The 18,930-nt window shown below is 33.9% G+C and carries 22 protein-coding genes and 1 pseudogene; 15 read left to right on the forward strand and 8 right to left on the reverse strand.

The genetic code is table 11. The annotated features are described in order from the left end of the window. The 3 genes from tadA to N3I35_12460 form a co-directional block, all read right to left on the reverse strand. On the reverse strand, window positions 1-450 hold the full coding sequence (tadA, locus tag N3I35_12450) for a tRNA adenosine(34) deaminase TadA (protein ID MCX8130896.1): 450 nt from the start codon (window positions 448-450) through the stop codon (window positions 1-3). Between the two features lie 184 nt (window positions 451-634). Then, window positions 635-2,656 carry a methyl-accepting chemotaxis protein gene (locus tag N3I35_12455; GenBank protein ID MCX8130897.1) on the reverse strand — a complete coding sequence of 674 codons (2,022 nt, stop codon included), beginning with the start codon at window positions 2,654-2,656 and terminating at the stop codon, window positions 635-637. Between the two features lie 341 nt (window positions 2,657-2,997). Next, on the reverse strand, window positions 2,998-4,248 hold the full coding sequence (locus N3I35_12460) for an MFS transporter (GenBank protein MCX8130898.1): 1,251 nt from the start codon (window positions 4,246-4,248) through the stop codon (window positions 2,998-3,000). A gap of 429 nt (window positions 4,249-4,677) precedes the next feature. Between N3I35_12460 and infC the strand changes: the two genes are divergently transcribed. The 5 genes and pseudogenes from infC (at window position 4,678) to N3I35_12485 (ending at window position 9,263) form a co-directional block, all read left to right on the forward strand. Continuing rightward, window positions 4,678-5,208, forward strand: a complete 531-nt coding sequence (infC, locus tag N3I35_12465; protein MCX8130899.1) for a translation initiation factor IF-3 — start codon at window positions 4,678-4,680, stop codon at window positions 5,206-5,208. Between the two features lie 168 nt (window positions 5,209-5,376). Continuing rightward, window positions 5,377-5,574 carry a cold-shock protein gene (locus N3I35_12470; GenBank protein ID MCX8130900.1) on the forward strand — a complete coding sequence of 66 codons (198 nt, stop codon included), beginning with the start codon at window positions 5,377-5,379 and terminating at the stop codon, window positions 5,572-5,574. 112 nt (window positions 5,575-5,686) lie between these two features. Beyond that, window positions 5,687-5,779 (forward strand): annotated as a pseudogene (locus N3I35_12475) (zinc-ribbon domain containing protein). A gap of 1,000 nt (window positions 5,780-6,779) precedes the next feature. Then, window positions 6,780-7,637 (forward strand): hypothetical protein, encoded by an 858-nt coding sequence (locus tag N3I35_12480; GenBank protein MCX8130901.1) that lies wholly within the window; start codon window positions 6,780-6,782, stop codon window positions 7,635-7,637. A 996-nt stretch (window positions 7,638-8,633) separates the two neighbouring features. After that, window positions 8,634-9,263 (forward strand): hypothetical protein, encoded by a 630-nt coding sequence (locus tag N3I35_12485; protein ID MCX8130902.1) that lies wholly within the window; start codon window positions 8,634-8,636, stop codon window positions 9,261-9,263. Window positions 9,264-9,778: 515 nt separating this feature from the next. Here N3I35_12485 and N3I35_12490 read toward each other — a convergent pair. The 5 genes from N3I35_12490 to N3I35_12510 form a co-directional block, all read right to left on the reverse strand. Beyond that, entirely contained in the window at window positions 9,779-10,873 is a 1,095-nt protein-coding gene (locus N3I35_12490; protein ID MCX8130903.1) for a site-specific integrase, read from the reverse strand. 78 nt (window positions 10,874-10,951) lie between these two features. Continuing rightward, window positions 10,952-11,641, reverse strand: a complete 690-nt coding sequence (locus N3I35_12495) for a serine protease (GenBank protein MCX8130904.1) — start codon at window positions 11,639-11,641, stop codon at window positions 10,952-10,954. Between the two features lie 31 nt (window positions 11,642-11,672). Then, window positions 11,673-12,863: a S1C family serine protease gene (locus N3I35_12500; protein MCX8130905.1), complete on the reverse strand. Its 1,191-nt coding sequence runs from the start codon at window positions 12,861-12,863 to the stop codon at window positions 11,673-11,675. An 81-nt stretch (window positions 12,864-12,944) separates the two neighbouring features. After that, a complete protein-coding gene (locus N3I35_12505) occupies window positions 12,945-13,538 on the reverse strand; it encodes an ImmA/IrrE family metallo-endopeptidase (GenBank protein MCX8130906.1) in 594 nt (197 codons plus the stop codon). 9 nt (window positions 13,539-13,547) lie between these two features. Further along, a complete protein-coding gene (locus tag N3I35_12510; GenBank protein MCX8130907.1) occupies window positions 13,548-13,868 on the reverse strand; it encodes a helix-turn-helix domain-containing protein in 321 nt (106 codons plus the stop codon). A 160-nt stretch (window positions 13,869-14,028) separates the two neighbouring features. Here N3I35_12510 and N3I35_12515 point away from each other — a divergent pair, with 160 nt between their 5' ends. The 10 genes from N3I35_12515 to N3I35_12560 all read left to right on the forward strand — a co-directional run bounded on the left by N3I35_12515 (window position 14,029) and on the right by N3I35_12560 (window position 18,791). Then, window positions 14,029-14,190 (forward strand): helix-turn-helix domain-containing protein, encoded by a 162-nt coding sequence (locus tag N3I35_12515; protein MCX8130908.1) that lies wholly within the window; start codon window positions 14,029-14,031, stop codon window positions 14,188-14,190. Between the two features lie 548 nt (window positions 14,191-14,738). Continuing rightward, the gene (locus tag N3I35_12520) at window positions 14,739-15,461 is read left to right on the forward strand and encodes a Rha family transcriptional regulator (GenBank protein ID MCX8130909.1); all 723 of its coding nucleotides are present in this window, start codon (window positions 14,739-14,741) and stop codon (window positions 15,459-15,461) included. 194 nt (window positions 15,462-15,655) lie between these two features. Continuing rightward, on the forward strand, window positions 15,656-15,829 hold the full coding sequence (locus N3I35_12525; GenBank protein ID MCX8130910.1) for a helix-turn-helix domain-containing protein: 174 nt from the start codon (window positions 15,656-15,658) through the stop codon (window positions 15,827-15,829). 196 nt (window positions 15,830-16,025) lie between these two features. Then, window positions 16,026-16,271, forward strand: coding sequence for a hypothetical protein (locus tag N3I35_12530; protein ID MCX8130911.1), 246 nt, complete (start codon window positions 16,026-16,028; stop codon window positions 16,269-16,271). Between the two features lie 13 nt (window positions 16,272-16,284). Further along, entirely contained in the window at window positions 16,285-16,455 is a 171-nt protein-coding gene (locus tag N3I35_12535; GenBank protein ID MCX8130912.1) for a hypothetical protein, read from the forward strand. Further along, complete coding sequence (locus tag N3I35_12540; protein MCX8130913.1) at window positions 16,448-16,606, forward strand: hypothetical protein; 159 nt, start codon at window positions 16,448-16,450, stop codon at window positions 16,604-16,606. Before N3I35_12535 ends, N3I35_12540 begins: the two co-directional genes overlap by 8 nt. A 7-nt stretch (window positions 16,607-16,613) precedes the next feature. After that, window positions 16,614-16,742, forward strand: a complete 129-nt coding sequence (locus tag N3I35_12545) for a hypothetical protein (protein ID MCX8130914.1) — start codon at window positions 16,614-16,616, stop codon at window positions 16,740-16,742. Between the two features lie 57 nt (window positions 16,743-16,799). Beyond that, entirely contained in the window at window positions 16,800-17,678 is an 879-nt protein-coding gene (locus N3I35_12550) for a hypothetical protein (protein ID MCX8130915.1), read from the forward strand. A gap of 27 nt (window positions 17,679-17,705) precedes the next feature. After that, complete coding sequence (locus N3I35_12555; protein ID MCX8130916.1) at window positions 17,706-18,392, forward strand: Rad52/Rad22 family DNA repair protein; 687 nt, start codon at window positions 17,706-17,708, stop codon at window positions 18,390-18,392. 159 nt (window positions 18,393-18,551) lie between these two features. Beyond that, complete coding sequence (locus tag N3I35_12560) at window positions 18,552-18,791, forward strand: AbrB/MazE/SpoVT family DNA-binding domain-containing protein (GenBank protein MCX8130917.1); 240 nt, start codon at window positions 18,552-18,554, stop codon at window positions 18,789-18,791. Window positions 18,792-18,930: the final 139 nt, after the last annotated feature.

Genomic DNA, 18,930 nt, shown 5'->3' on the forward strand with positions numbered 1-18,930 from the left:
TTAGCTTTTACAAGCCTTTTTTGCTCTTAACTTCCTGAAGAAATCCTTCAAGATTGAAGAACACTCTTCTTCAAGTGTACCATAAATTACCTGAACCTTATGGTTAAATTTATCAATATCCAGGATATTGATTACCGACCCTGCAGCTCCGGCCTTCGGGTCCGATGTTCCGATAAAGAGACGACCCATTCTTGCCTGTACTAAAGCTCCTGCGCACATGGCACACGGTTCCAGGGTTACATACATGTCGCATTTGTTTAGACGCCACGTATCAAGTTTCCTGAAAGCTTTCCGCAGGGCAACCATTTCCGCATGGAGTGTAGCATCTTTTTTAAGTTCCTTAATATTGTGACCTCTTGAAATTACTTTTCCCTCATACACTATTACCGCACCTACCGGGGTCTCGTCCTTCTCATAGGCTTTTCGAGCTTCCTTCAACGCCTCTTTCATAAATGCTGTATGAATATCATCTGAACTTTGAAGCTTATGCCCTTTCACAATACCACAAGAAACCTCCAAAACAGTATGTGCGCAAGTAACTAGTAATAAGTCCTTTTGCGCACATAACATTATACTATAATATCGTTTATTATTCAAATAAATTTTATTTTGGATTCACTGTAATTATTTCCAACTATAATTTGAACCTGCTGACTTCAGACTGGAGGTTGGAAGCCAGTTGAGCCAGTTTTACCGAGCTGTCTGCTATTTCATTGACTGTAGATGCCTGCTCTTCAACAGATGCTGAAACCTGTTCGGTAGCAGCTGCAGATTCAGATATAATATTTGATATTTCCTTAATATTAAGGAGCACATTTTGCGTATATTCTCTGAGAGTATCAAAAACGACTTTGATTTTCTTTGAATCGTTTTCTGTCTGCTCTACGTTATCGACAATCACCATTAAGGAGTCTCCGCCTTTTTGCATCATCTCTACCTGCTCTTCTACGGCCTTTAGGCTTCCCTCCATATTATCAACTGTAGCAGAGGTTTCTGCCTGAATCTGCTGTACGAGGGATTTTATCTGTTTGGCTTCCTGGCTTGATTCCTCAGCTAATTTACGTATTTGTTCGGCAACAACCGAAAAGCCTTTACCTTCCTCACCTGCACGTGCCGCTTCAATAGCTGCATTTAGAGCAAGGAGATTTGTATGACTGGCAATGTCGGTTATGGCTTTGACAATACCCCCGATTTCTTCAGAACGGACTCCCAGTTTTTGAATAGATTCGGAGGAGGAGGATACGGTTTCGGCAGTAAGCTTCACATGTTCAACTGCTTTAGTTATTGCTTCTTTTCCATCGTAAGCAACCTTTGTTGAAAGCAGCGCATTGGTTACCGTTTTTTCAATTTCTTCACTGCCTTTTTGTACCTGTACTAACGTGTCTTCCATCATATGCAAAATAGTATTTGAGTAGTCGGATTGTTTATTTGCGCCTTCAGCCATCTCGTCTACGGCTTTTGCAACTTGGTCTGATGCCTCTCCGGTTTGTTGGGCAACAACGGACAGCATTTCCGAAGTTCTTGCAACTTTTGATACACTGTCGAGTACACTTGATATCATTAATCTCAGACTACTCTTCATTACTTCAAAAGCCCTGGCGAACTCACCGATTTCATCCTTTGATTTTGTTAATTTGCTGTATACCAGTGCAGCTTCACTACTTGTTGTCAAGTCGCCGGCTGCAATTTTCTGAGCTTCCGAAACTATCAGCTTTAAAGGTTTTATTATGTTGTTTATTATTATAAAGCTGACAAGAACTACAGAGATCATAAGTATCACAACAAGAATGACAGAATGTCTGGAAAGCTGGCCTAAGGCGGCAACTCCAGATTTGCTGACTGTTTCTACATATAGCACGCCTACCGGAGTTCCGCTATAATCTGTAAAAGCCTGTTCGGCAGTAATCTTCATACTGTCTTTAAGTATTTGGGTATACGTTTTTATTTCATCCTTTTTTAAGTCTTTTGAAATTGTATTACTCAGATTAGCTTTATCAATCTTGCTTGTCGATAAAACTTTACCGTCATCCAGTTTTATAATAATTTCCGTACCCATAATATTTTTACCGAAATCAAGGGAACCGCTTACGGATCTGCCGTTTTCTTCCCTTAAGTTTTTTATCTCTCTTGCAAAAAGCGTATATCCATTATGGTTTGCGAAGGCTTCATCATCACTCTTGACTAATTTTGCAACTGTTACTATATATAGCCCGGCGGAGGTTTTTACTATACCGCTGTTGTATCCTTTTTTCATATCCTTTAGCAAGCCAAAATTCTTATAATCTATTTCCTTGAATTCACTGGGCGCTTCTGCTTGGGTCAGTATGTTAGCATCTTTGTCCAATACTACGAAAAACTCGTTTGCAGTATCCTTGTTTGCAGATGTGAACACGTTTTCCTCGATCCAAGCAGTATCTCTAAGCCCAACAGCATCATAAAATTCATCCCACGGGGTCCAGGCCAGATATGTACTTCCATGATTTTCAACCAGTAAATTAATATATTGACGTGCGCTGGATACGTTAGATTTTGCTTTAGCAAGCTCTATATCGCTAATACTGCTTTTTATATTGAGATATGTAAACGCTATACCCACTATAAGGGGAATAATAATCAGACCAATCAAAAGAAATAAAAGTTTTGACTTCAGCTTCATCAGCACTTCTCCTTAAACTATTCTAAATAAACTATACAACGTAATAAGCACAATATAATGACTATCTTTTGATGTAGAAAAATGTAGAACTATAATACTATTTGTAGAAATATATACTATATGATAACACAATAGCAATTGATTTTAAATAAAAAACATATGCTTCTTCATAAAAAATGTTTGTTTTTGTAGTGCTGGCAGGGTGCAGCAGCAGAAGGGCACTCCGTATATGGCACAAATTAACCTGACTGATTGGCGTACCGAGTTAAGTCAGAAATATATAAGGATACCGATTAATATTATGTATGCTATGGAAGGATAAGGATTCTGCCGACTAGCAACTATTTATTAAAGGTATTATCAGACTTTTTTTCATGCTCCGGTAATATATTTTTTACTTTCATAAGAATATTTATTTTTTCTGAACTGACAAGCATAGCAATTATGTACGCTAATACGAAAAACGGAAGAATCCCTATTGAAGTGTAGGAAACAATCAATCCAAGCAGAGGAGGTAAAAAAGTACTGCCTGTATAAGCAAGAGCCATCTGATATCCTATAATCGTTTGAGAGTTTTCATTTCCAAAACGGGAGGGCGTTTCGTGCAGCATGCATGGAAAAACAGGTGCACATCCTAGCCCTACAAGAATGAAACCAATAAGTGAGAAGACAGACGGTAGAGGCAGCAATAAGAGAAAAGCTCCCGCCAGTGCAGTGATTTGCCCCATACGTATAAGGATATGATTGCTAACCTTCATAGTGATAAATCCGGTAATAAATCTGCCTACTGTAATTCCGGCATAATACATGGACACCCATTGTGCTGCAACAGCTGCAGGCAATCCCTTAACGTTTATCAGGAAGCTGCTGCCCCACAAACCCATTGTTGCTTCTGCTCCGCAATAAAATAGAAAAGAAATGAGTGCAAGCTTAACACCTTTGATTGATAGAGGATTTACCTTTTTTGGAGCTGCCTGAGACGATGCAATCTTTGATTTCTTTTCAACTTCTCCAATACCTGTATGACTACTGCCGGTTTTTCCTGCTATCCGGTCCCATAATGGAAGAGTAAAGAAAAGCAATGCAACCAGAACAAACTGAATGACAGCTATTGAGAAATATCCATCTCTCCAGGAATCCTGTTTTGCAATAAACTTTGACATAATAATTGGGCCGAGGGTAGCTCCAACTCCCCAGAAACAATGTAACCAGCTCATGTGGTGTGCCTTATAATGTATAGCAACATAGTTGTTTAGTCCTGCATCGATAGACCCTGCCCCCAAACCAAGTGGTACCGCAAGAAAAAGGAGCCAAATAAAGGACGGAGCAAAGGAAAAACCCAACAAGGAGCCAGCTGTCATTAGGCAGCTGATAAATGTGACTTTTCCGGTACCCAACCGTCTTATTACAACTCCGCTTGCAAAGCTGGATATTATCGTACCTCCTGTTATGATCATTGAAACAAGGCCGGCAGCCTCAAATGGTGCATCATATTCCAGATGCATTATCGGCCATGCTACCCCCAGCAACGAATCAGGTAGACCTAAGCTGATAAATGCTAAATAAATTACGACTAAAAAAAGTGTAGCCATTTACTACCATACCTCCGTGAAGATTAAGCATTACTGAATTACAATTATAACATATCAGTGATTGAAAATTACATATAAGATTACCTACTCCCATTTGGTTGCACCAAAGTAAACAAAATAAAAAAAGAAGAGTCGGGTCTCTTCTGTGTCTTCCATAATAAATTAGAAAAATATTAGATTTAGAGGGTATAGCAGTTTAATTTTTTTATTTTATGCGTTATTTTCCAAATAGCAACATAACTCAATTAATTAGTGGTATAATTACAAAAATAGGGAATACATATTTCTCGTTTTGAATAGTGGATTTGCTTATAGTTTTACTATATTTGGATCAACTTGACTGTGGCGGAGAGTGGATTGCTTTGTGTATCCACTCTTTATTTTTAGTCACATTTACAAATAAATTCGTATTTTTTACTAAAAATATCAATGGAGGTGTTTTATATTAGGAAAAATGAATTGCCAATGAATGATGAGATAAGGGACCGGGAGGTTCGGCTTATTGATACGGATGGAACAATGTTGGGTATTATGCCATCAGATGATGCGCAAAAGCTGGCAATTAGTAAAAATCTTGATCTTGTTAAGATTGTACCTGGCGCAGCGCCACCGGTATGCAAGATTATGGATTATGGTAAGTGTATGTTTGAACAGGTAAAGAAAGAGAAAGAAACTAAAAGAAATCAGAAGGTTGCTTCAGTTAAGGAAGTAAGATTATCTGCCACAATTGAAGAGCATGATTTTGACTTCAAGGCTAAAAATGCTTGTAAATTTTTATTGGATGGAGATAAAGTCAAAGTCAGCATAAGATTCCGAGGTAGAGAAATGAAATATACAGTTGCAGGGAAAGAGGTACTTGCAAGGTTTGGTGAGGCAGTAGCAGATTTTGGAATAGTTGAGAAACAACCAAAGCTTGAGGGTAAAAGCATGATTATGATACTGAATCCTAAAAAGCATTAATGGGAAATATAGTAATAGTTATGTAATGAGGATTAAAATGGGCAAATATGTAAAATTGGCCTGAGATAGGGCGAATAACATGTATTAGATATTAACATAATATATTAAGAAGCATCATAACTTATTGCATGCTTATATTAAAGAATATTTTAGGAGGTGTGCTTCTAAATGATTGGTACAGTTAAGTGGTTTAATTCGGAGAAAGGTTTTGGATTTATTGAAAGAGAAGGCGGAGACGATGTGTTTGTGCATTTCTCAGCAATTAATGCACAAGGTTATAAGTCACTTGAGGAAGGCCAGAGAGTTGAGTTTGACTTGGAAAAAGGGCAGCGTGGTCCGCAGGCGACAAATGTAAGATTATCATAGCTGTGTAGCTTATACTAATGCAGAAAGAGGAAAATAAGGGAGAGCAAGTAAGTAGTTATAATCCAAACTAATCAGGGATTATAGATTCGGTAAGTAAAATTTAGCCTGTAAGGATTGTAGCATAGAGCTAATTTTCAATGTAATTGAGCAAGCTTTCTATAATGATATGAGATTTGAAAGCGAATCACAGAGATGCTGTAACTGAAGGAGAGTTCACTTTTAAGGGTGAAAACTCTCCTCTTTCTTAGTTCCCAAACAAATAACCTACCGGGTAAATAAAAGAAACCGTGAAGATATTTTGACAGAAGCAAGTGCCCGAAGCCCAGAAATATTTACAGACAAAAACGATATTATCAGAATACGAGGCAAATGGGTATTTTATTAATTTGAGGTATATTCATTATCAACTTTATTTGATGGAGTTTAGTGGTATTTTGAAAAGGTACATATAAATACCAAATAATACAAATGAAATAGGCCAAGCCAATAAAGGCTTTTTATAATGAAATCTAACCATGATGAATAGTAAAACACAAAAACTTGCAGACCATAAAATGTTCCAGCTGTGTTCATAGCCAAAATAGCCTAATTTATATGAGATATACTCCGCAGATATGTATAGGAATATCCAAGAAAAGATATATAAAATTATCTTCAATATTTTTTTTGGAAAGTGAGGAATATATATTAGAGTTGTTGATGTAAAAATAGTAATCTCAACTAAAACTGTACTAAAGGTATGATTAACGAGCCCTTTATACTTCCATAGGGTAAAATTATAAAAAACGAAATTATACATTAAATCCCATATTATAAAGTACAAGATGGTGGAATAGTACTCCCTCCATCTTCTCCAGTCGCCCCATTTCCAACAAGAAAAGAGTGCTGCTGCAACAAGCATTATCCAAAACATGAGATACTCCCAATATTTTTTCTTTATTTTTCCCAATCTTCGTATGAAAGATTCAAACATTATTAAGACTGAAAACCATAAGGATACGTTATTACAAGGGGGTGAAGAATGCCTATTAGCTTCAGGAGACATAAGTTGTTACTTATCGACTACTTATTTTCTTCTATAATCAATCTAGGCTACTATTTCAAAGCCGTTTACGAATACCTAGTATTAAAAATAGTAATAATATGATTAATTAAATTTATTTGGGATTAACAATATATGCTTTTAAAACAGATTGAGGAATATTATGACTAATTTACTATGGTATATACTTTTAGGTGTTATAAGTGTAGTGGTTAGCAGCTATGTTATATATAAGAAAAGAAACATTTATAAAGTTTCTACACTTATAGTATTTTATTTTTTTATTACAGGTGCAACATGGATTGGTGAATTTATAGTATTGGGTCTTTTTAATTCCTATGTATATAAAATTGGTGTATTTGCAGACCCTTGGGCTCAAAACTTATTGGGACATTTGATACTCAATACGACCCTTTATCCTACAACTGCGATTTTGTTAGTTGCTTATTCTCTGGGCTACGGTTGGATTATCCTGTTTACAGCTTTATACGTCCTTATAGAATATGTGTTTATACAACTGGGAATATATGAGCATCACTGGTGGAAGTACTATATGACAGCAATTGTAGTTATTGTCTATTTATCTACTGCAAAGTACTGGTTTGCTAAAATAATCCAGAAACCTATCGGGATAATAAGAACATTAACATTCTTCTTTGTGGCTATGTTAGTTATACATACTCCCACTCCAATACTATTGCTTTTAGGCAAACAACATTATCAATTAGATTTGATAAATAAATTTTTTATTAATTTTTATATCTCAAGTATTATAGTTGCTTTTGTAAATCATCTTATTATGTCATTCATACTTATAATCTTTGTATGTAAACTTAGAAAATGGTATTGGAGAACAGTACCTTTTATAATTTCAATTATTACTCTAACCACATATACAAATATGGGCATTCTGGTAATTGATAATGGATGGAAATTTATATATTATTTATTAATTGAGCAAATTTGCATAGCAACATTTATTTTAATTGAAAAGTACACCTTGAAACCAAATGTCCATTGATTATGTTTCAAATATATGCTGTTGTGTTTAATATGAAATAAGTTGTATAATAGTAAACTTTTGAATGTATAAAGAGAAATGAAATATTTACACATTTTATACAAAATCCATATTTCTTACATCAAGAGTCGGGTAATGGAGGTTTTTGCATGAATACGTTTTATAATAACCAAAGAATTAACACTAAAGAAAGGATTTCAGGAAAAGATGCTTTTTAAAACAGATGATGGTTATGGGTAAGTATTTAATAGGTTTATTCTAGATAAATATGGAAGACACACTTTAAAGTCTGGACTTAGTATACTACGTTAGGAAAATTTGAAGGTATGAAAAATTGTACGATCCCTAGGAATCATGTTATTTAGTCAAAACATGAATTTCATATAGAACTATTTTCTCAAAACTTATGTTATTTCTAAATTACTATGCATAATATTTTTTATTTTCAGTCCCTAAATAGTCACCATGGATTAATTATGTAACTAATAAATAAAAATAAGAAAGCCGCTAATACCATTGATTAGAGGCTTTCTTGGTGTCCCCAAGAGGATTCAACCGTCTGCTGCGCATACTACCGCCTCGTCCTGATGGACTGCGTTTTAGGAATTGCTTGAAGTGCTTCTTTGAATGTTTTACAAAGCCTTGAAAGCCTTTATTTATAAGCCTTATGCGACATGGGAGTTTTAAGTAGTGTTAACTGAATGTAACCTTTCTTTAATGGGTTGGTGTATACGTTGGTGTAAAATGTTCTTATGAACTTAAGGTTTGAGAGGCATGTGCCAACTAACTAAACAAAATAAAAACAAAGTGAAAGTTACTGGCAACAATTTAATAATAGATTGTTTGTTTTATTATGTATAATGAAAAACAACATAAATTTGTATTTGTAAGCAATGTTTGGTAAAATTGTGTTATTGAGTGCATTAAAAAAAATCTCGATAATAGTCAAGTAATAAAAATTAATTATTATATTAATAAAATATAGGGGCATGAGATATGGATACTCAATCTAGTATTATTATTGGAGTTATTTCTGGTATTATTACAGCAGTTATATTGTATTTAATAACAAGTTTATTCAAAAATGTATTTATTCCTTGGATTCAAAGTATTATTTATACTGGAATAGATATTAATGATGAATGGATTTCTAAAGAGCATTGCGATTTAAATAATAGTTTCAGATTTTGTCAAGATATTAAGCTAGAATTACAGCAAAAAGCGAATAGAGTTGTTGGTGTTGCTACATTAATTCTTAAAGATAGGGATAAAGATTTATTTGTTGAGAAACTAAAAACATTTTCTGTAACAGGGATAATTCAAGATAGGTTTGTATTATTAACCCTTAAACATAATAATACAAAAAGAATTGGTTTTCAAAGTATGTTATTAGAAGTTATTGGAGAAGGAAAAACTATGAAAGGATGTTTAGTCTTTTACTCCACAAATATGTATGATATTTCCTCATGTGATATAGAGTTTATCAGAGGTGTATATTTTAAAAATAAAAGTGAGAATGATCTAATATTTGAAAATAACTTAAACGAAAAAAAATATATCTATATAGATGTAGATAATTTAAAAAATCAAGTTAGTGAAGAAACTACAAGAATAAATGTAGAATAATACATCAATAAAAGAAGTATATGTTAATGACTAAACATAACACGTATTTCACATTATCGGAATATACATTGATAACGAGTTTGCTGATTTATCATAAATCAAATCACATCAGATTTTCGGAGTAACAGAATAAAAAAGGTGTCCCGGTAGTGCATTCAGCACATTTTCTGGACGGCGCGTGCCTTCCCAGGTTCGAATCCTTTTTATACAAAATAAAAAAAGTACCACTCGAAAATGAGTAGTACTTTTTGGTGTACCCAAGAGGATTCGAACCTCCGGCCTGCGGTTTAGGAATTCCATAAGCTTATTTTTAGCTTGTATACATAAGAATTTGCATAAAATTATTAACGTATTTTACGCTTTATTTTGCATTTCTAAATTTGCTTAAAATGCTTTATATTGCTTTATTTATTTGCATGACTTTTTCAGTTTTTGCATAATTTTATGTATGCTTTATTTAACTATGCTACATCTTATATAGTATTGACAACTTATGCAAATTTTATGCAAATTTTTTACTTAAATATATCAGTGTTTAAGCCGCTTATAATATCTCTTTGTAGATTAGGTATAAACTGGCTGTATAAATCCAATGTAGTATTTATACTTGCGTGGCCTAATCTTTCCTGAACAACTTTAGGATGCACTCCTTGCTTAAGTAACCAAGTAGCATGTGTATGCCTTAAGTTATGGAAAGTAATATCTTCATCTAATCTCATAGACCGAGCATGTCTTTTAAATACCCTACCAACATAATCAGGAAGTATAGGTGACCCGTCAGGCCATATGCAAAAATGATTACTTATAATCTTTATTTCTTTAAATTCTTCCCTTATTGCTTCTGCTTCATCTCTATATGCCTTAATTATTTCTTTTGTTCCTGGTAGCATAGATACAGGTCTACGGCTCCGGTGTGTTTTAGTTGACTTAAGGACCATAGCTCCGTTTTCTCGTTTATACCCATGCTGTATATAAAATGTGGATTCTTTTATATCAACGTCATTTACCTGCAGACCAAGTATTTCACCTAACCTCATACCGGTTGTAATAGCAATGTATATTGGTATGTATGCAGCTTCATTTTTAACCCTTTTAAGCAACTCTTCTACTTGATCGTCAGTTAATACCTTAATTTCATGTTTCGCCTTTCTAGGAGCCTTTACAGCTTCACACGGGTTACTTGTCATGTACTGCCATGCTACAGCATATTTAAAAGCTAAATGTAGCACTCTATGGTTGTGAAGTACTGTAGTTGGTGAATATTCTTTCATTTGATCTGTATAATATTTTTGTATTCTTGCAGGCTTCAGGTCACACAGTTTTATTGCGCCAAGTTCTGGTATAGTATGTAAAAACAAAAGTTCCTTATATCTTCTGGCCGTAGATGCAGATACATTATTTTCTACATAATCACGGTAAAATGTTTTAATGTAATCTTCCAGTGTAACATTTTCATTCTTTGCGTGATCTTGGTTAATATATTTCCACATGGCTGCTTCTGCTTCTTTTTCACTTTTAAAGCCTGATAGCCTAATCTGATCTTTTACTCCATCTATTGTAGCGTAAAACCTTATTGCGTATCCTTTTGCATGTTTTGTTATATATGCCATGCTTGTCCTCCTATTGCGTACACATGTGCTTATGTGATATACTTTATATAAAGTATATTTTATATGATGACGCAAATACTAATCATTTATTAATTTTTGTTCAAATTCATGTTTCTTTTTATTTGCATCATCTAAGGAGCGTATATGATTGATAACTTCATGGAAATGAGAAACATCCCTGGCATAGAGCAATCCCGGGAGAGCATCTCCAGTAGTTCTATTGGCTTTGTAAGAGGAAACAATACCAACTATTTGAGCGCCATCAATGCTGTTGGAATAAACTACGGGTCCTCCACTAACGCCATTAATAGCAACTCCGTCAATCAAATAGGCCTTGTTGAATTCTTGTCTAGCACTAATATTTCCAGAGAAAAAACACAGAGTGAAAGGCTCGATTGCCGGGAATCCCATCCAACAAACGTCGTTACCAATTCCAAGAGCGTTGTTGAGAGGGAGGAGCTTTGGAGCATTATCAGGGAATGGCATTCCTTCATTCTTTATAAGTATAACGGCAGAATCAGTTTTCCAATCAGCGAAGATTATACGGTTGAGTTCATCCAAAAACACATTTTGAAGTGAATTGTGATGAGTTATTTTTATTGGTTGTTTCCACTGATTGGCATAATCAACTACATGTAATGCTGTAGCTATTCCGCAAAATGATTTGTCATGGTTATAAAAACATAAAAATCCAGTTCCGCTTGCTGAAGGGGTTTCTATTCTAACTATATATGGAGACACCTTTTGAAATACTTGTTCCCAATTCATAAATTAACCCTCACATTTTATTAGTAGTAGTTTATTCTACACATTGCATGTCGTTTAAGTTCTTTACATATTCTTTGTCAGCAATTATTTTGCCTTCAAGCATGTAACTAAATGCTTTATTAAGGTCGCTTGTAAATGTTGAAAAATCATTAGAACTTTTTGTAACAGAATATAAAATTAATGAATCTATAGATTTTTTGTAATATTCTATAGAATCATAATATTTGTTCATAATAGAATTTAACCCTGAAACATCAATATTGTAAATATTTGCAGTTTCAACAATGCTAGTAATAACATTGATTTGTTTATTTTTCAAATCAATAATAGAATTAAGTGAATTATTACATGTATTTATACTAGTTGTTGGATTTGAATTTATTGATATAGAACATGCCAATAGCAAATTAGTATTTAACTCTCTTAAAGATTCTCCCATGATCCTAAAACAATTATATTCATCTAATATTTTTGCATAAAATTTTAGTAAATCATCATTAGATTTTTTATCTTCTTGAGTTACCGCATTTATTGGTATAAGCCCATAATTTAATAAAGGCTTTGCTTCGTTTATGGGTATTGCAAAATTCAAGTTTTCTCCTTGAGATATTCCTGCATAAGTTATCCCTATAGCTTCTCCATACATGTTAAACAAAACCCCGCCAGAACTTCCATGGCTTATAGGAGCGGATATTTGAATATCAGTACAACCAAAAGCATCTCTATACATATTTTCTCGTATACTACTAACTATTCCTGTAGAAACTGTGTTTTTTAAACCTAAAGGGCTACCTATAGCAACAATATTATCTCCTAATTCTATTTTATTAGAATCGCCTAGTGTTACGTATGGCAAAGGTTTATTAGAAGATATTTTAAGCACTGCAATGTCTTTACCTTTGTCGTAATTTACAATTCCATCTACTTCATAAGTAGTATTATCGTACATTACTGCTTCTATTTTTTCTGCTGTATCAATTACATGATAATTTGTTATTATTTTACCATCTTTAGATACTATAAATCCGCTACCAGTTGCAAATATATCATTATTTTTATCTATTATATTTAGTAGAACTACTGCATTACTTTTTTTTGATATTTCTTTAACTGTTAATACTTTTTTTGCAGGTGGCTTTGGCTTTGCCGTTGCTCCTATTACTTCTAATGGAAACAAACATATAGTGATACATAATATTAACGAAATTAATTTTTTACCCATTTTACCCTCACTTTCTTTGTCGAATTATTCGACAATATCCGACAAAATACATTAAATGAATTATTTCCCATATGTATAGATTTAAAAAATAGCCTTGTTAGCTATTCTAAAAATTTCTTTTAAGTTATCTTCCTTCGTAAGTTGCTTAATGTATTTACTAAATGCATTGTCTATATCTTGCTTTAAATTTGATATTCTTATCTCTACAGCTTTAGGACTTACATAAAATTCATTTGAAAGTTTGTCTGTAAATCCACTGTATTGATAATATTTTTCAATAAATAAATCTTTTGGCATAAGAGCAGCAGCAGCCATATAATTAGCTTGAAATTCATATCCTTCAGAGTTTTTGTAAAACTCTTTGCACAAATGTGTGTCGCAAGGATGAAACCAATAATGAATTAATTCGTGCATACCTATAAAATTTTGGGAATGCCGGCTATGCAAGGAATTTATTGCTATACTGCTTGTCCCTGTTTTTTTAACAAGAATCCCGCCAATTTTGTATGTTTCAAATTCAATTAGCTCAAGGTCTAAGTCTGATGTATTTCTGATAATATCTATTGATAAAATAGGCGGGCATAAATTTAGTTGCTTTATTTTAGCGTTGATTATGTTTTCAAGATCATGTTTTGGTACGAATTTAACAATATTGCCGTTCTCATCAAAATACATTTAACCACCCTACTTTTGTTTTGCTCTTTTTATAAAGTCTAATGCTAAAGCTATGTCTTTTTCTGTGGCATCGTATTTAGTTTTAAGCTTATTGAAATATGCTTGCTCTAATAATTCTTCTTCATTTCTATATTCACTTTTCCCAAGAAGCCAATCAATTGAAACACTAAAAAAATCCGATATTCTTTTTAAAGTCTCATAGTCCATTTCTCTTTGGTCTAACTCATAATTAGACAACGATTTTTGACTTATATTTAATTGTTTAGATAGTTCTGTCTGTGACAACTTCCTTTCTTCTCTTAAATCTTTTAATTTTTTACCAAGGTTCATATCCTTCACCCTTTCGAGAATAATTATATTAAATCTTAGTGCAATTTGTTCAAAATAGCGCAGAATTTTCTAAAATATATATTGACAAGTGCAAATTGCAGTAATATAATGGATACAAATAGAACAAATTGCACTATAGTTAGTGCGGAAGGAGGACTTTATGGAAAACATTATGACTCTTGAACAGGCAGCAAACTATTTAAAACTAGCCCCGAGAAAACTTGCGATTATGGCAAGAAAAAATGAAATACCAAATAAAAAAGTCGGTCAAAAACGCTTGTTTGTAAAAGAACTTATCGACGAATGGTTAAAAACAGCTTAATTAATTATATGTAAATCAATAACACTTAGTCTTTAGATTAATATTGGGCGGTGATATTGAAGAAAGCGAGGTGAAATTATGAAAATATTTAGTTCAATATCTGAAATTGTTTTTTTAGTTGCATACGCTGTAACGATTTATATGTTACACAAAAGAATTTGTTCCGTAGAAGATAAAATAGAAACTCCTGGGCCGGACTCAACCGACCCGTACAAAGTTCAACGGAGTTTGGGGTTAGAAGAATCCAACCCCACAGAAATTGAAATAACTTCAAGTGGCATGAAAACTATTCACTTGGATTGAAATGAAGATTTTATTTCATCTAGCTTATTAGAAATTTCTTGTTGATTAATCTCAATATTCGCAATATGAGCTAAAGAGCAGCTTATACTATTACCTTTTTGAATTAATAACAAGCAATCCATAACGCAATTATCGTTCCTAAAAGGACAATAAGTGTTAGTAATATTTTTCAAAGTCACAATATCACCCCCTTTCATATACAAATTATAACAAAATTATACATATTTAGAAAGTGAGGTCATAAAATGACAAGTATAATACCATTTAACAAAATGACATCAATGGAAATTGCAGAAGTTACAGGTAAATTGCATCACCATATTATAAGGGACATAAAGGACGAAATAGAAAAACTAGAATTAGCAGGAATTTCTACTGAAACCAAATTTGGTTTGAGTGAAAGACAAGATTCAACCGGCAGGTCAATCCCATACTACGAACTTACAAAAGAAGGTGTACTTCAATTAGCTGCCAGATATGATGCAGTAGTAAGAGCAAAGTTAATCGAATTGGCAATGAGACAAGATCAGTTACCGCAGCCAATGTCTCAGATACAAATTCTTCAACAGGCTATTAATGTAATGGCAGAGCAGGATAAGAGAATTAGTTTGGTTCAGCAGGAAGTATCTAACGTAGAGTCAAGGCTCAACAAATCTATTGAGATATTAACTGAAAAAGTTGAAAGAGACTGGAAAGACAAAATTAATGCAAAAATTAATGAAATATGTGCAAGATGCAATTTTAGTTACCAGGCATTTCGTGGTGACCTATACGCAGAACTAGAACAAGCTGCAAGTTGTAACCTTAATACTCGTCAGAAGCACATGAGGGGAAGAATGGAAAAGGCCGGAGCTACTTACAAAGAACGTCAGGCCATAACCAAGATACATGTTATAGAGTCTGACAATACCTTGAAGCAAATCTTTGAAAGCATAGTTAATAAGTATATTTTGAAGTATTCGGACTAAAGGGGTTGTTATTGTGCAAAATCAATTAATTACTTATCAAGCAAACAATTTACTATGGGATTTTTTCAATGAAATGTCTCAAGACATGAAAACAAGGATTTTAATAACAGGAACAATTTTTATACTATCATGACAGAAAGAACCTGAATTTGATTGGTTTTTGAAACAAATAACTGATAAAGGGGGCAAATCAAATGAATGAATATCCAGACATAATGAACAGTAAACAAGCATGTAAATACCTCAGTATAGGAATGAATTCTTTATATCAATTAGTTGCTACAGGTCGCATCAAACCATTCAAGGTAGGTCGTAAGCTTCTATTTAGCAAGGAAAGACTTAAGCAAATGGTAAGCGAAGGTGCCTAATGAAAGCACTAAAGCCCGCAGAAGCGGTACAGAAGAGTGCATGTTTACTAAAGAAAAAAGATAAAGCCGGCCGTTAACCGGCTAAAGTGAAGTGACTAACTTGATTTAATTATATTCCATATGGTGAAATGCTTCAAATACAGATAAGAATAAATATTCTCATAAAGAATTGTATGGGAAGGGGGTCAAGAGTAGTGTGGAAGTCTTTATTGGAACAAATCTTGGAAAGCTTAAGGCAAAGCTTAAAGTCACAGATGATGTGCTCGCGGAAACTTTTTGCGTAAGCCAGAGCACGGCCAACAAATACATTAACAACAAACTGCCTGTTCCATTCGACATAGTAAAAAATATTCTCAGGACGAATAAAGATCTAGGTATGCAGATAGCAGGATGGTGGAAAGAAGCATTTGAGAAAGAGTTTATTAAAGCGTTGTTAGCGTAAAGGAGTCAGCCTAATGAATGAGATAACAATATTACAAGCAGAGACTAAATACTTAAAGTCGTTGTTACTTCTTAAATTTATTGCACCAAATGACAGGAAAAGAGACGTAAGGGGAGATATTAACCGCAGCATTGACAGGATAAGACGGTTAAGAGAGTTAGAAAGGAGGCGTACAGATGGATAAGGTGTGTAGTTTGCTGGGATATAAGCAAAGTTTACTAAGGTATAATTTACGGTTACATGAAAAGGCAACTCCGGAAATAAAGCCTTACATAACACAAAACATAAACATGTTAATTTATGAAATCCAGAATTTAAATGAAAGGCTTAGGTGATTGTATTATGGATGAATTTTCAAACGGCAGATATGACTTAATGATTAATGATGATCCATATTTGGACATGCTTCAGGAAGAAGAAAACAGGCTACTGAATGAAAAAGAAAAAGCCACCGGTTCCACGGCAGCTTAATCAGGTACTTACTAAAAATATCATAAATATTATAACACGAAAGGTGAGGTAATTACAATGTGTCAATTTAAAAGTTTTATTGCGTTAAAAGATAGGGTTTACTTTGATTTGAAAGAGGAAAGCCATAGCCAGCTGCTTGAAAAACTCGGCATAAAAGATGATTATCTGAATGCTACTAAATCCTTTGTGAGGTGTGAAATTATACCAAAGGATGGGGATTTGTTTAATCATTCTATGGACAATTGGAAGTTGAATGTAGACCAAGATATAGTTCCGGATTGGTTTGATAAAGACGAAGTTGAGGGGAATTTTAAAGATAGGTATCTACCAGAAGTTTTTGAAAAGTGCTTTGCAATAGATGAGCAATCATGTAAGGAATATAGAGATACAAAGGTATATGTTAAAAATTCTAAAATAAGAGTTTTTAACAGTTCAGTAGTAGCTTGTGAAAACAGTTCAGTAGTAGCCCGGGGAAACAGTTCAGTAGAAGCCTGTGGAAACAGTTCAGTAGTAGCCCGGGACAACAGTTCAGTAGTAGCCCGTGAAAACAGTTCAGTAGAAGCTTATGGAAACAGTTCAGTAGAAGCTTATGGAAACAGTTCAGTAGTAGCCTGTGAAAACAGTTCAGTAGTAGCCCGGGGAAACAGTTCAGTAGTAGCCCGGGGAAACAGTTCAGTAGTAGCCCGTGAAAACAGTTCAGTAGAAGCTTTTGGAAACAGTTCAGTAGAAGCTTTTGGAAACAGTTCAGTAGTAGCCCGGGACAACAGTTCAGTGTTAATACCTTATTCTACTGGTATTAACATTAAAGGTGTGCATGATTTTGCTACAATAAAAGATTTGTCAGGAAAGCCTAAGATAATAATTGCTAGTGATTTTGATATGGAAAAGTTTACAAAAAAGTTATGGAAGAACTTGAAAACTGGATTAATGAAGTAGATAAATGGCTTATAGGAGGTAATAAGAATGGGAATACACGAGCAGTTATTGACACCTTTCCCAGCGGAGGAAATAGAGTGGAGAGTACAGAGTTGCGGTATAACAAACAACAAACCATGGGTTAAGGTTTTAGCATATGTAGAAGCAAGAGCAATTCAAAACAGACTTGATGAAGTTTTTGGTTGGGATGGATGGACTGAAGAATACCGGAACGTTGGTGACAACATGATATGTAGGCTAGGTGTATTAACTGAAAAAGGATGGATTTACAAGGAGAATGGAGCAAGTAATACAGATATAGAAGCATTTAAAGGTGGTATAAGCGGGGCTTTTAAAAGGGTTGCCGCAAGTGGCTACGGTATTGGACGGTATCTATATAACTTAGAAGAATCTTATGCTGAATGCCAATTAGAAAAACCTAGTAATACAAAAGGGTGGGAAACAGCAAAAACAAAAGAAAAGGATCCATCTCAAAAGAAAACAATATACTGGAAAATTCCTACTCTTCCCAAATGGGCTTTACCCAGTAGTGGTAATGCAAATACGCCCAAAGAAGAAAATTTACCTAAAACGGGTAATGCGGATGATAAAGACATACTGAAATGTTTTGATTGCAGTAAGAAAATATCAGTAGCTGAACATGACTACAGTGTAAGTAAGTATAAGAAGCCATTATGTATGACATGCCAGAGTAAAGTAAAACAAGCAGTTTAAAAGGGAGTATATCCCTATAGTGTAAAGGAGGTATTAGTATGTATAAGCCTAAATTTACACAGCAGGAGTTACTAGAAATAATGGACAGAACGGACCCGGCATTAATAAATGATATGGTGCTGGATGAAGTAATCGAATAAATTTTAGGAGGGTAAAAAAATGAAAAGTACAGGAATAGTGAGAAAAATAGATGAACTGGGAAGATTAGTACTTCCAATTGAGTTAAGGAGGACAATGGGAATTAATGAAGGAGACCCCGTTGGAATTTACGTAGATGGTGAAACTATAATCCTTAAGAAGTACGATCCTGCATGTATATTCTGTGGAGAAGCAAAAGACGTAACAGTACATAAGGGTAAAAATGTATGTGGAAACTGCCTTGAGGAGTTAAAGCGCTAAAAATATAGATTATGCACTAAAGGAGCTTTAAAATGATTGAAAAAAATTGTGGAACGTGTAGAAATTCAGAAAGCATAGACGGAACAAATAGAATTGGTTGTAATATTGATAAAAAGCAACATGACATAGATTACAAGTG

The organism is Clostridia bacterium (assembly GCA_026414765.1).
Lineage (GTDB): Bacteria > Bacillota > Clostridia > Acetivibrionales > DSM-27016 > SKW86.